The sequence below is a fragment of the Actinomadura soli genome, assembly GCF_005889715.1.
GTDB classification, from domain to species: domain Bacteria; phylum Actinomycetota; class Actinomycetes; order Streptosporangiales; family Streptosporangiaceae; genus Spirillospora; species Spirillospora soli.
Map to the genome: position 1 here is coordinate 1 of NZ_VCKW01000228.1, position 13,625 is coordinate 13,625.

10 protein-coding genes and 1 pseudogene are annotated in these 13,625 nt (G+C 71.7%); 5 read left to right on the top strand and 6 right to left on the bottom strand.

Annotated features, from left to right (window positions below; genetic code table 11):
• The 4 genes from ETD83_RS31940 to ETD83_RS31955 all read left to right on the top strand — a co-directional run.
• On the top strand, nt 1–957 hold a 957-nt coding region (locus ETD83_RS31940; protein WP_138648931.1), incomplete at its 5' end, for an alkaline phosphatase PhoX.
• Nucleotides 958–1,148: 191 nt separating this feature from the next.
• Nucleotides 1,149–1,727, top strand: a complete 579-nt coding sequence (locus tag ETD83_RS31945; protein ID WP_138648932.1) for an NADPH-dependent FMN reductase — start codon at nt 1,149–1,151, stop codon at nt 1,725–1,727.
• Between the two features lie 23 nt (nt 1,728–1,750).
• The gene (locus ETD83_RS31950; RefSeq protein WP_138648933.1) at nt 1,751–2,749 is read left to right on the top strand and encodes an ATP-binding cassette domain-containing protein; all 999 of its coding nucleotides are present in this window, start codon (nt 1,751–1,753) and stop codon (nt 2,747–2,749) included.
• Nucleotides 2,746–3,594, top strand: coding sequence for an ABC transporter permease (locus ETD83_RS31955; protein WP_138648934.1), 849 nt, complete (start codon nt 2,746–2,748; stop codon nt 3,592–3,594). Before ETD83_RS31950 ends, ETD83_RS31955 begins: the two co-directional genes overlap by 4 nt.
• A gap of 52 nt (nt 3,595–3,646) precedes the next feature.
• Here ETD83_RS31955 and ETD83_RS31960 read toward each other — a convergent pair whose 3' ends face one another.
• From ETD83_RS31960 to ETD83_RS31980, 5 genes are all read right to left on the bottom strand, one after another.
• A complete protein-coding gene (locus ETD83_RS31960) occupies nt 3,647–6,802 on the bottom strand; it encodes an ATP-binding protein (RefSeq protein ID WP_138648935.1) in 3,156 nt (1,051 codons plus the stop codon).
• A 108-nt stretch (nt 6,803–6,910) separates the two neighbouring features.
• On the bottom strand, nt 6,911–7,591 hold the full coding sequence (locus ETD83_RS31965) for an alpha/beta fold hydrolase (RefSeq protein ID WP_138648936.1): 681 nt from the start codon (nt 7,589–7,591) through the stop codon (nt 6,911–6,913).
• A 71-nt stretch (nt 7,592–7,662) separates the two neighbouring features.
• On the bottom strand, nt 7,663–8,892 hold the full coding sequence (locus ETD83_RS31970) for a cytochrome P450 (protein WP_138648937.1): 1,230 nt from the start codon (nt 8,890–8,892) through the stop codon (nt 7,663–7,665).
• Between the two features lie 117 nt (nt 8,893–9,009).
• Complete coding sequence (locus ETD83_RS31975; protein WP_138648938.1) at nt 9,010–9,480, bottom strand: hypothetical protein; 471 nt, start codon at nt 9,478–9,480, stop codon at nt 9,010–9,012.
• Between the two features lie 30 nt (nt 9,481–9,510).
• Entirely contained in the window at nt 9,511–12,516 is a 3,006-nt protein-coding gene (locus ETD83_RS31980; RefSeq protein ID WP_138648939.1) for a CHAT domain-containing protein, read from the bottom strand.
• 116 nt (nt 12,517–12,632) lie between these two features.
• Here ETD83_RS31980 and ETD83_RS31985 point away from each other — a divergent pair, with 116 nt between their 5' ends.
• Nucleotides 12,633–12,812: a hypothetical protein gene (locus tag ETD83_RS31985; protein ID WP_138648940.1), complete on the top strand. Its 180-nt coding sequence runs from the start codon at nt 12,633–12,635 to the stop codon at nt 12,810–12,812.
• Here ETD83_RS31985 and ETD83_RS42965 read toward each other — a convergent pair.
• A pseudogene (locus tag ETD83_RS42965) lies at nt 12,788–13,589 on the bottom strand (asparagine synthase-related protein). The gene ETD83_RS31985 and the pseudogene ETD83_RS42965 sit on opposite strands and share 25 nt — an antisense overlap.
• Between the last annotated feature and the right edge of the window lie 36 nt (nt 13,590–13,625).

Genomic DNA, 13,625 nt, shown 5'->3' on the forward strand with positions numbered 1-13,625 from the left:
GGCCAGACCGTGCCCGGCACCTCCTACACCTGGCACCAGGCGCCCGACGGCGGGGCCTGCTTCGCCGACGGCACCGGCTGGATCTACGTGTCCAACTCCGAGGTCGGGTCCAACGCCGGCGGCGCCTCCGCGCTGCGCTTCAGCTCCACCGGAACCGTCACCTCGGCGTACCGCATCCTGTCGGGCACCAACCGCAACTGCGCGGGCGGCGCCACGCCGTGGAACACCTGGCTGTCGTGCGAAGAGGTCAGCACCGGCTACGTGTGGGAGTGCGACCCGTGGGGCGCCCCGGCCACCCGCCGCGCCGCGATGGGGCGCTGGAACCACGAGGCCGCCGCGGCCGACCCGGTCCGCAAGGTGATCTACCTCACCGAGGACGCGGGCGACGGCGGCTTCTACCGCTTCATCCCGGCCACCTGGGGCAACCTGTCCTCGGGCACGCTGCAGGTGCTCACGGGCGGGTCCGGCACGTCCGGCTCGTTCTCCTGGGCGAACGTCCCCGACCCGGACGGCTCGCCGACCCCGACCCGCGACCAGGTCTCCGGCATGAAAGTCTTCAACGGGGGCGAAGGCTGCCACTACGCCGGCGACACGGTCTGGATCACCACCAAGGGCGACAACCGGGTCTGGCAGTTCAACCTGGGCAACAACACGTTCGAGCTCGCCTACGACGACAACCTCGTCAACCCGGGCCCGGCCCCGCTCACCGGCGTCGACAACATCACCGGCTCCACCTTCGGTGACCTGTACGTCGCCGAGGACGGCGGCAACATGGAGATCTGCCTGATCACCCCGGACGACAAGATCTCGGTGTTCCTGCGGGTCACCGGGCAGAGCGGGTCGGAGATCGCCGGCCCGGCGTTCACCCCCGCCGGTAACCGGCTGTACTTCTCCTCCCAGCGCGGCACCAACGGCTCCGGCATCACCTACGAGGTCACGGGCCCCTTCCGCACCTGACGGCCGGGCCCTCCGCCGGCCAGCGCCAGAGCGCGGCCGGAACGGCGTCCAGCGCCTGCTCCCCAGGCGCTGGACGCCTTTGCCCTTTTCGGGGTGAATGCCATCATCGTGTGCTAGATCGGATCTAGCGGGGGATCGCGCGGGTTCTGGCGCCTTCTGGGTGAACACCCAAGACCTAGGGGAGGCATCCGATGATCCATGACGCGGCGCCCTTGCGGGTGGCGGTCATCGTCGGCAGCACCCGCGAGGGACGGGTGGGCGACCGGATCGGCTGCTGGCTCGCGGACCGGGCGCGCGAGCGCGACGCCCTCGACGTGGCCGTCATCGACCTGCTGGACGTGCGGTTCCCGGACCGGTACCCGAAGGCGGCCACCCCCGGGGTCACCGAGTTCACCGCCCAGGTCGGCCGGGCGGACGCCTTCGTGGTGGTCACCCCTGAGTACAACCGCAGCTTCCCTGCCGCGTTGAAGGAGGCGATCGACTACGCCTACGACGAATGGCAGGCCAAACCGGTCGGTTTCGTGTCGTACGGGATGGGCTCCACCGGGCTGTACGCGGTGGAGCAGCTCCGCACGGTCTTCACGGGCCTGCACAGCGTGACGATGCCCTGCCGGGTGAGCTTCGACCTGCTGGACGGAAGCGTCGACGACTGCGGCCTGCCGTGCGCGGCGGAGGCGTCGGCGCAGAGCGTCAAGTCGATGCTCGACCAGCTCACCTGGTGGGGCCTGGCGTTGCGGGACGCCCGCGCGGCGCGCCCCTACGTCTCCTGAACCACCTCTGGAGAGGACACACGATGAGTAAGCAAGATTTGGCGATCGAGACCGAGGGGCTGGTCAAGACCTTCGGGAAGACACGGGCCCTGGACGGCCTGGACCTCCAGGTCCCCACCGGCACGGTGTACGGCGTGCTGGGTCCGAACGGCGCGGGGAAGACCACGGCGGTGCGGGTGCTGGCCACCCTGCTGCGCCCTGATGACGGGCAGGCCCGGGTGTTCGGGCTCGACGTCAGGAAGGAGGCCGACGCCGTCCGCGGCAAGGTGAGCCTGACCGGGCAGTACGCGTCGGTGGACGAGGACCTCACCGGAACCGAGAACCTCATGCTGCTCGGCAGGCTGCTCGGCCACCGCAAGCCGGCCGCCCGGGAGAGGGCGGGCCAGCTGCTGGAGGCGTTCGGGCTGGCGGACGCCGCCGACAAGCAGGTCAAGAACTACTCGGGCGGGATGCGGCGGCGCATCGACATCGCGGCCAGCATCCTGAACACCCCCGACCTGCTGTTCCTGGACGAGCCCACCACCGGCCTCGACCCCCGCAGCCGGAACCAGGTCTGGGAGATCGTCCGCCTGGTGGTGGCGCACGGCACCACGGTGCTGCTGACCACGCAGTACCTCGACGAGGCCGACCAGCTCGCGGCCCGGATCGCGGTCGTCGACCACGGCAAGGTGATCGCCGAGGGGACGCCCGGGGAGCTGAAGGCGTCGATCGGCGCGGGCGCGGTGCACGTGCGGCTGCGGGACGCGGCGCAGCGTCCGCAGGCGGAGGAGGTGCTGGCACGGGAGCTCGGCGCGTCCGTCCAGCTGGAGGCCGACCCGGTCGCGCTCACCGCCCGCATCTCCGGCGACGAGACCAAGCTCGGCGCGGCGGAGCAGGCGTCCCGCGCCCTGTCCGAGCTGTCCCGCGCCGGGATCACCGTGGACGACTTCTCCCTCGGCCAGCCCAGCCTGGACGAGGTGTTCCTGACCCTGACCGGTCACCCCGCCGACGACGACGCGAAGGAAGACGAGGTGGCGGCATGAGCACCGCGACACAGGAGACGACCGCTTCGTCGTACGTCCCGTCGGCGGAGATCCTCGGCACGGTGCTGGCACGGGGCGACCGCCCGGCGAGACCGGGCGCCCTGTCGGCCTCGCTCACCTTCGGCTGGCGGGCGATGCTGAAGATCAAGCACGTGCCGGAGCAGCTGTTCGACGTCACCATCTTCCCGGTGATGATGGTGCTGATGTTCACCTACCTGTTCGGTGGGGCGCTGGCGGGCTCGACCAAGGAGTACCTGCAGTTCCTGCTGCCGGGGATCATGGTGATGAGCGTGGTGATGACCACCATGTACACCGGCGTCTCGGTCAACATCGACATCGAGAAGGGCGTGTTCGACCGGTTCCGCAGCCTGCCGATCTGGCGGCCGTCCCCCATGGTCGGCTACCTGCTCGGCGACATGTTCCGGTACACCATGGCCTCGATCGTGATCCTCACCCTCGGCCTGATCCTGGGCTTCCGCCCGGACGGCGGCCCGGTCGGGGTGGTGGCCGGGATCGCGGTGCTGGTGGCCTTCTCGTTCGCCTTCTCCTGGGTCTGGACGATGGTCGGCCTGCTGATGCGCGGCGAGAAGGCGGTGATGTCGGTCAGCATGTTCGTGCTGTTCCCGCTGACCTTCCTCAGCAACGTCTTCGTCGACCCCGAGACCATGCCCGGTTGGCTGCAGGTCTTCGTCGACGTCAACCCGGTGACGCAGGTGGTGGACGCCGTCCGCGGCCTGATGGGCGGCCACACCAACGGCGCGGCGCTGATGTGGGTGCTGATCTGGGGGGCCGTGCTCATCGCGGTCTTCGGGACGGTCACGATGCGGCTCTACAACCGCAAGTAGCGACCCGCGAGCAGCGACCCGCGAGCGGCGGGACAGCGGGACCGCCTGGCGCTCACAGGTGCCAGGCGGTTTCGCGTTCCTGCCGGTAGCGGCAGGACGATCCGGTGGAGACCGCGTCCCGCAGATGGGCGGCGAGCTCGGGATGCCGCTGGTCGAGCTTGCGCAGCGTGTCCTTGATGCGGGCGGTGACCGTCTTGCGGGCCCGTTCGGCCTGGTCGCCGAGGCGGCGGGTGCGTCCGGCCAGGCCGGCGGCGGCGCGCAGCTCGTCCAGCAGCGCGGCCCGTTCCCGGTCGTACGCGGCCGCCCGCCGGTCGTCGCCGAGGGACGCGGCCTGGTCGATCTCCTCGTCCAGGACCGCCAGGCGGCGTTTGTACCGCGCCTTGGCCTCCTCGTCGAGGACGGCGTCGCCGCCCATCCGCCCGGCCGCGACGACGGCCTCGCCGCCCTCCGGGCTCAGCAGCCGCACGGCGGGCACGTCCGCACCCGGACGTTCCAGCAGCGTGTGCAGGTCGTGCAGGCCCTTGCCATCGGGCATGTGGACGGTGCGTCCGGCGTAGGAGAGCGTCCAGACCTGCCCGTCGAAGCGGAACACATTCCCCGGCTCCGCCTGTGCCGCGGGCTCGGGGCCCAGCTCCTGGACGCGCCGGCCGACGTGCCGCATGCCGATCTCGGTGGCGACGCGGCCCGCCTCGTCCAGCAGCCCGGCCGCGGCCTCCGCGTCGCCCGGCCCGCCGCGGCCCAGCAGCGCCTCGGCCAGCCGCGACTTGGCCTCGATCGACCAGGGACCCGACTGGAGCAGGTCGGCGGAGCGGTGGGCGTCGGTGAAGCCCGCGATCGCGTCGTCCCAGCGCTCCTCGGCCAGGTCGATCAGGGCCGTCCAGTGGCTCATGGGCCCGCCGATGTCGCAGCCGCACAGCGACACCGCCCACAGCCCCGCGTACGGCGTGAGGTCCGCACGCGCCTTCGCGCAGAGCTCCGGGTCGCGCGAGGCCGCCGCCACCTCCGCCTGCAACCGCAGCCACATCGGCATGATGGTGGGCGGATACGGTTCGGCCACACCCTCGTGCTGCTGGACGTGCGCCAGCGCCGCCCCCACGTCGCCGCGCTGGACCGCCGTCAGGGCTTGGAGCAGCCGCGTGTACGGGTGGGCGGCGTCGGTCAGGGTCTGGTGCAGCGCGTCCGCGTCGTCGAACCGGCCCTCCAGCAGCCGCAGCGCCCACCGCAGGTGCTTGAACATGATCGTCCACTCGCCGGGGAGCGGCGGGCCGAAGGCGTCCACCTGGTCGAGCAGCGCGTCGGCGTCGTCGAACCGGCCGAGGAAGCCCGAGATGATGCTCTGGTCGGCGATCGAGGCGAGGCTGAACCGCGGCCGGCCGTTGCGCTCGGCCAGGGCGACGAAGGCGTGGTACTGGTCGAGGAAGCGCGGGTCGCCCTGCTCCAGCAGCGCCACCCAGCGCAGCGATCCGGCGAAGTGCTCCATCATCTGGTCGCCCGTCCGGCGCCCGACCTCGGTCATCGTCCTCGTGAGCGCCTCGCGCTCGACGGCCGAGCCCGGCCCCCAGATCAGGCTGTGCCGGGCCCACAGGCTGAACGACAGCTCGTCGTCGTCCCCGGCCCGCTGGGCCGCCGAGCCCAGGTGGACCGCCAGCTCCTTGGCGAGATGGTCGGTGGAGAGGGGGTCCGCCAGGGGCCCGTCGCCGGGCGCCCCGCCCGTGCGGACCAGCAGGTCGCGCGCTTCGTGGAGCAGATCCACCTTGAGCGCGTGGTCGGCGTCCTCGTCGTAGAGGTAGAGGCCGAGCGCCACCCGGGCGAGCAGCTCGGGACTGCCGCACGAGCGGGCCGCCGCGATGGTCTCGTCGAAGATCCGCCTGCTGCCGCCGAGGTCGCCGATGGCCCGCAGCTGGCTGCCCAGGGCGAGCGCGACCCGAAGGCCGGCGGGAGAGTCCCGCCCGGCACGTTCCAGCGCCCGGCGGTAGTGCCCGGCGGCCTCCTCGAACGCCAGCCGGTCGCCGGCGTCGCGGGCCGCGGCCTCCAGCAGCTCCACCGCCCGCGCGGGCTCCAGCTCGTCGCCGGACAGGTGGGCGTGCCGGGCCAGCTCGGTCACCAGCATCTTGTCGCGCAGCGCCGGGGCCGCGTCGACGGCCCGGACGACCGCCGCGTGCCCCCGCCGGGCCGCGTCCTCGTCGAGCGACTCGTACAGCGTCTCGCGGACGAGGTCGTGCGCGAACGCGAACCGCCCGCCGCCGAGCGAGGTCACCAGCCGCGCCGACGACGCCTGGTCGAGCTGCCGGTCGACGCTGGCCACCGGCGCCGCCGCGCAGGCCGCGAGCACCTGCCGGTGGAACTCGCGGCCGAGCACCGCCGCGTCGGTGAGCAGCCGCGCCACCGCCGCGGGCAGCAGCGAGAGCCGCCGCCGCAGCGCCTCCCGGACGCCGGGGGCGATCGCCGTGACCGACCCGCCGCTGCGCCACAGCCTGGCCGTCTGCTCCACGAAGAACGGGTTGCCGCCGGTCCGCCGGTGGACCTCGGCGACCAGGCCGTCATCGGGTTCCCGGCCGGCCGTCCGGGCCATCAGCGCGCCGACGGCGTCCCGGTCGAGGCCGGTCAGCGTCACGGTGGTCGCCTTCGCCACCAGCGTCAGCATCCGCGACCGCAGCGGGTGCTCGGCCCATTCGACCTCGACGTCCCGGTACGTGCCGACGAGCAGCAGCCGCTCGAACCACGTGTGCTGCGCGGCGAACTCCAGCAGCTTGAGGGACGCCGGGTCGGCCCAGTGCAGGTCGTCGAGGACGACCACCACCGGGCGGCACTGCGACACCGACACCAGCGCCGTGGTGACGGCGTCGAACAGCCGGAACCCTTCGGCGGGGTCGCCGGCCCCGGACTCGCCCAGCAGCACCGACAGCCCGTCGGCCGTCGCGCTCTCCACCTCCGCCCACTCCTCCGGGGCGGCGGCCCGGCGCAGCGACCGGATCACCTGGACCCAGGGCCAGTAGCCGGGGGCGCTGCCCGAGTCCCAGCACGAGCCGCTGAGCACGAGCGCGCCCTGCCGCCTGGCGTCCTCCACGGCTTCGGTCACGAGCGTGGTCTTGCCGATCCCGGCCTCGCCCGTCACCAGGACCAGCCCGCCGTGGCTGCCGGCCGCCCGGCTCATCTCGGCACGCAGGACACCGGCGGGGTGGTCCCTCCCGATCAGCACTGGTGTCATTTGGGGCGGCTGGCTTTCGTGGACGGCGCTTGCCACAAAAGGTATCCGGTCGGGCTGTCAGGCCGCCATTCGCCGGTCAGGCGCCTGTGCGCTCGTTGACCGGCGCTTTCACGCACCGAGGTAGCTCACCAACCGCTCGGCCAGCTCCTTGGGGTGGCTGAGCATGACGCAATGGCAGCCGGGGATCTCGTCCGGGACGACGCCCAGCCGCTCGGGCGCGAGCCGGCGGAAGAAATCGGCGGGGAAGAAGCGGTCGTCCTTGGCCAGGATGAACTTCGTCGGCACGTCCGGGTGGGCCGCCAGAGGCAGCGGCGCGGAGTACGTGGCGTCCGACTGGCCGCGCTCGCGGCTCAGCGCCTCCTCCGCCAGTTCGCGCGGGACGCCGTTGTAGAAGCCGATGAACGGGTCGTCGTTGCCGGTCAGCCCGCCGTCCTTGGCGGCCTGCTCCCTGACCGCCGCGCCGTAGCCGGTGTTGCCCCACCAGTCCGCCGGGGTCTCGCCCGGGTCGGGGATCATTCCCGCCAGGTAGACCAGCACGTCGACCGGGAGCCGGTCCGCGACCAGCGGTGCGGTGAAGCCGCCGAGCGAATGGCCGACGACCACCAGGTCCCGGCGGTCGCCGATCTCCCGGACCACCAGGTCGGCGGTCTCGGCCGGGCCCTTGGTCTCGTCCTCGCAGGGCAGATCGGGGGCGACCACGTCATGCCCGCGGGCGCGCAGCTCGGCCTCCACCAGATGCCAGGACCAGCCGACGTCGCCGCCCCCGTGAATCAGTACAAAGGTCGCCATTACCTGGAAGCCTCTTTCCTTGAGCACCGCGAGTGACGTGGTGAAAGCCCGAGGCTAATGGACGGCGGACGTCAGTCCCGCCAGAGCACGTGCAATGCCTGTGGACCGCGGTGCATGAGGCTGGGGAAATACGTCGGGGGCCGGGCGGTGTCCAGCCTCAGGCCGGGAAGCCGTTCGGCAATGGTGTCGAGAACGATCCGGGTCTCCAGGCGGGCGAGCGACGCGCCGGGACACGCGTGAATGCCGCGGCCGAATCCGAGATGCCGCTGATTGTTGCTCCGGCCCGGGTCGAACCGGTCAGGGTGGGAGAAGACGGCCTCGTCGCGGTTGGCCGAACCGAACAGCACCATCACCTTCGCGCCCGCCGGTATGCGCGCCCCGCCGAGGGCGGCCTCCTCGGTCGCCGTCCGGAACGTGCCCTGCACCGGCGTGTCCATCCGCAGGGCTTCGGTGACCACAGCGTCGGTCAGGGACGGATCGTCCCGGACGGCCCGGAGCATCTCCGGACGCGCGAGCAGCAGCACCAGGAGGTTCCCGATCAGGTTCGTCGTGGTCTCGTGCCCGCCGAAGATCAGGACGATCAGCAGGTTGACGAGCTCGGCGACGTCCAGCGGCCGCTCGCCGTCGACGCGCGCGCCGATCAGTGCGGTGAGCAGATCGTCCCGCGGCTCGCTCCGCCGCGCCTCGACCCGCGCCTCCAGGTAGTGCTGGAACGCGACCGAGCTGCGCGCGCACTCCAGCTGCCGCTCGCCGCCGGTGCCGGGCGCCCCGAGCTCCACCAGGTCGTCGGTCCAGCGTTTGAGCCGGCCGCGCTCCTCGACCGGAAGGCCGATCAGCGTGCAGATGATCTCGATCGGCACCGGGTAGGCCAGCTCGGCGATGAGGTCGGCGCCGCCGTCCCGGGCGAAGCCGTCCACCAGCCGCGTGACGATCGCCCGGACGCTCGGTTCGAGCGCCGCGACCAGCCGCGGCGCGAACGCGTGGTTCACCAGGCCGCGCGTCCGCGTGTGGCTCGGCGGGTCGTCGTTGACCAGCATCGGCAGCTCGGGGTACGCCTCCCGCAACACCTCGCCGACCGCCGGCGGCGCGTCGGGGGGCGTGCGCATCAGGAAGCGCGACGAGAAACGCGCGGTGTCCTTCAGCACCGCCCACGCGTCGTCGTAGCGGGTGACGAACCAGATCCCGAACTCCGGGCTGTGGAACACCGGCGCCTCGCGGCGGGCGCGCGCGTACAGCGGGTACGGATCGTCCAGGTAGGGCGGCTCAAGCCGGTTGAACTCCCACGGCTGCGCAGACTCCACCGGTCCTCCTCGCGGGCCGTCCTCAACCGATACTCGCGAAGCCCGCGCTCACTGACAAGAGTTCGAGAACAACGCGGCCCCGGTCTGGAATCGCAGCGGCAGGACCGTCCGGGTGGACTACAGCAGCAACTGCGGCGGCTCGTAGATGTGCCAGGTTCCGGAGGTTTCGTTCCAGACGATGACCAGGGGCGGACGATCCCCCGGCCGTCCGTTCACGAGATCCAGGAGGTCGGGCAGCGAAGACTGGCGCAGCGCGCCGCGAGTCAGCTCGACCCGGTCTCCGGTCGCTGGATCGACGATGACGGCCACGATCTCGTCACGGTCGCCGGTTCCCTCCTCGTCATCGCGGTCGAACAGGCCGCGGAGGGCCTTCCACAGCCGCGCGCCCGCCGCGGTGATCAGGATCCCGCCCAGGTTCTCCAGCGAGACCTGCACGAGAATCTGGACCGTCGCCTCCACGGCCCCGCCCATGCGGACGTGCGGCGGGCCGACCTCCGCGTCGATCCCGGCCTCGTCGAGCAGGGAGAGAAGCTCGTCCACGTCCTTGCCGGGCAGGTCGCGGTAGAGCGTGATCACGGCTGGGGTCATGTGCCTTTCCTTCGGTCATGAGGGAGGTCGTCAGATGCCGGTGTAGACGAACGCGGCCCAATGATCGGGTTCTTGGTAGACCCGCTGGACGAGCTTGCGTTCGGCGCTCGCGGCGCCGTACCGCCAGGGCCAGCCACTGTGCCCGTTCGCGCGCAGGTAGGTGTCGAAGTCGCGGACGGTAGAGGCGCGAAGCCAGGATTGTGCCCGCTGCAACGCGTCCGCTGGTGGGAGCCCTTTGTCCAGCCACAGTTCGTAGAAGCGCGCCGTCATCAGGAAAGTGGGCATTTCCGTGACGGCCCACATGCTGGCGATCACCCCGGGGACGCCCGCCTCGATCAGCGCGCCGGGCAGGCTCACCACCTCGTCGGGCAGGTCCCGGCGGGCCATCGCGCTCTCGCAGGCCGACAGGACGGCCAGCCGGCCCGGCAGGCGCCGCCCCAGGAAGTCGCGGATGGCCAGCGGGCCGTCCGCCAACCGCAGGTGGCTCGCGAACGGGTCGTCCCGGTCGGCCCGCCCATGGCAGTTGAAGTGGTACACGTCGTGGTGAGGAAGAGCCGCCAGCACCGTCTCGCGGGTCGCCTCCCCATGGCGGAGCACGGTGGCGGGCTCGGGTGCCCACGCGTGCACCGCCGACTCGACCCCCGGCACGTGCCGCAGCCTGCCGGTCCCGTCGCGCCCCTCGTCCAGGGTCAGCAGCACCCGGTTGCGGCTGGAAGGGCCGTTCAGCAGCCTGGCGTGCCGCGCCAGGACGCGCCCGTTCGGCGTGTACTGCCAGGTGATCTTCTCGGCCGCCGCCGGATCGGCGTGCGCGAGCGCGGCGTGCGACGGTAGCAGCGCCAGCGGCCCCACCGGGATCAGCGCGACCCGGCCCGACAGCCCGAACCCGGACGTGACCGGCCCCATGACGTTCTCATGGAGCCAGCCGAGGGTGTCCCGGAGCACGGCCGCCCAGCGGGCCTCGTCACCGGACAGGGCCATGACCTCACCGGGCAAGGCGCTGACCGCGTCCTGGTACCGCGCGACGATCTCGTTGAGAGCCGTCCGGGTGAGCCCGGGCAGTTCGACGGCCTCGGGCGCGTCCCCTTCAGCCGTGATGAGGAGCGCGTGACCGGTTCGGTCCGCCGCCGCCAGGTAGAGCAGCGGCATCTGGCGGGCGGCCTCCCGCAGATCCACGTAGCGGGGTTCGTCGATCAGCGCCCGGAACTCGGGGACGGAGCGCAACCGGTCGGCCAGCGCGTCCCACTCGTCCCGCAGGGCGCGCAGCCGGCTGCCCAGTTCCAGCCGTGTCTGCAGATGCGCCATCGGCGCCATGCCGTCCAGTGAGGGGCCGGTGGCGTCGAGCTCGGCCCGCGCGAGTTCGACGGTCAGCCTGGAGTAGCGCTCGGCGAGGGCCGGGTCCTGCTCGTCCAGCCTGCGCACCAGCATCTCCCGGCCCACCATGTCGGTCAGCACCAGCGCCCGCCCCGACTCCAGGGCGAGCGCCGCCTCGCGGTGACGGCCGCAGGCGAGCTGCCAATGCATTGCCTCCGCCGCGATGGCGCCGACCTCCGGCAGCGGGATCTCCTTCTGGCCGCGCGCCATGCCCATGGCGGACAGCCGCCGGGCGGCCGAGAGCGCCGTGGTGAAGCCGTACGCGGCCGCCTCGGCATCGTCGTGCTCGGCCGCCCACGCTCCCGACAGGTCGGCTGCCCTCATCGACACCATGGAATGGCCGGGTGCCACCGTCATGACCATGTGCAGGGCCTCAAGGCTGCGGCGCGCGGCGGGCATGCCACCCCCGAACCGCTCCTGGCGCAGCCGGTGCAGAAGGGCGACGAACAGCCACGCGAACGATCGCTGATCGGCGTCTGAGGACTCTGTGGCCGATTCCGCGAGCGTCTCGGCCTCGTCCAGCGCGGTCGCGTCAAGGGGGTCGGACCGCAGCGCCCGCTGCCGGAGCAGCCTCGCCAACATGATCCGCGTCATGGGGCGGACCTCTCGGTCGAGCCGGCCGATTTTGTCGACCGTCATGCGCGCGAACCGGATGTGGCCCGCCAGATCCGCGGTCTCGCCGGTGCGCTCCACATAGGTGACCAGCTGGTCGAGGAGACGCAGCCGCAGCTCGGTGCGGTCGCCCGGAAAGGACAGCGGCAACGCCTCCCAGAGCAGGCCCAGCGCCTCCTCACGCCGGCGCCGCTCGTCGGCCGGCACCCGGCCGCCGGCCGCGTCGCGCTCGATCCGCCGGAAGAGGAAGTCCGCCCGGTTCACCAGCCATGCCCACCGCACGGTCGCGTCGGCCGGACGCCTTTCGGCCTCCTGGCGCAACAGCTCCAGGGCCTGCTCGTATAGGGCCGTCTCCTCCCCGTGCTCGTTCAGCGCGGAGGCGACCTGGACCAGCCGCCTGGTGACCACGAAGCGGCGGTTCCGCTCGTCCACGAGCGGGGAGCGGTGCAGCTCCATCAAGATCTGGTACGCGTCCAGGAGCCGCCGATGCGGGTCACCGGCCCGGGCGGCCACGGTCAGCGCGTTGGCATGATTGACCATGACGTTGTATCTCTGCTTCGGACGCAAAGCCCGCGCACTCAGCGTCCCGCACAGTTCCACCATGTGGAGCGCGTCTTCCACACTGCGCGGCTGGATCAGACCGTCCCGTGGCATCCAGCGCGAGTGAGCCGCCCCGACCTGGGTCAATACCATCGCCACGACCCCGATGTAGACGCCGAAAACAATGAACTTCGGCACATCGAAGGGGGACAGACTCCACCAAAGCACCGCGCCGAAGAACACCGCCAGTACCCCGACGAAGAACCGGAGCCTGAATCGCTCAGTACGGCGCGGCGTGACGTTGAACCAGGACAGCAGCATGTATTCGCCGGTGATCACGCTAAAGGCGACGACGCCAATGGCCTCCAATGCGATGGCCGGACCGGTCGGCACCCCCAGGAAGCCCATTCCCAGCCAGGTCAACGTGAGGAAATAGAGAACCCCGGCGAGCCAGACGGCCGACAGGAGTGCGAATCGCCGGATCCAACGCGGGGGCGCCGGTGTCCCGTTCATTCCAAGCATTATGAAACATGACGCCGTCTCTACGGAGTGAAAGCCTCGATCGCCGCGGCAACCACGGCGGCGTGCTCGCGCTTCACCGTCATGATCCGGGGGCGGACTCTCACCTCATGCTCGCGGACGGCGAGCCCCTGTCGGTGTCCCGGATCCTCCGCCAGGCGGGGGACCGCGACATCGACGAGACCGGCGGGCTGGTCGTGCTGGCGGTCTGCACCAGCGGGCTGGACGAGCGCCGCCGCGCCCTTGAGGACCTGGGGGCGCCCGGTCAGAGGTTGAGGGTGGGGCGGTAGGTGTCGAGCCAGGCCGCCAGGTTGAGGATCCACTCGATGGTGTTGCGGTCGCGGGGGATCGCCGGGTCGGCGGTGCCGAGCCAGGTGCGATCGGCGATGTCGAGGACGGGGTGGTCCTGGGCGGCCAGGTGCCTCGCCTGCCGTTCGAGGGCGGCCAGGTAGGCGGGGTCACAGGTCGAGGGGTAGGCGGTCTTCACCCTCTTCAGGACCGAGCCAGGCAGCAGGTCGCGGGCAATGGCCCGGAGCAGGCTCTTCTCGCGTCCGTCGAAGGTCTTCATCGACCAGGGGACGTTGTAGACGTACTCGACCAGGCGAGGGTCGGTGTACGGCGTGCGGACGTCGAGCCCGGCGGCCCGGCTCACGCTGTCCTTGCGCGTGAGGAGGACGGGCAGTGCCCTCGTCAGGAACAGGTGGGTGACGATCCGCGCCGGGTCGTCCACCTCGGTGATGGCCTGGGCGTACTGGTCGGCCAGATAGCCGGGCAGGTCGAGGGACGGACGCAGGGCGCCGGGGGCCGGGGGCCGGGCCGTAGTCGTCGTAGTACGACACCACCCACGGAAAGGTCGCGGCGTCGTGGATCGCGGGGTCGAAGAAGGTGGCATAGCCGCCGAAGAGCTCGTCCGCGCCTTCGCCCGACAGGACCGTCCGCTCGCGAACGGCGCGATAGAGCAGGTAGGCGGAGCGGTCGCGGTCGCCCCAACCTGGGGGCGTGCCATATGCCTGGACGACACGGCTGCGCAGGTGCGGGTCGGCCAGGGTGGCGGCGTCCAGGGTCAGGGTGCGGTGGTCGGTGCCGAGGTGGGCGGCGACGTC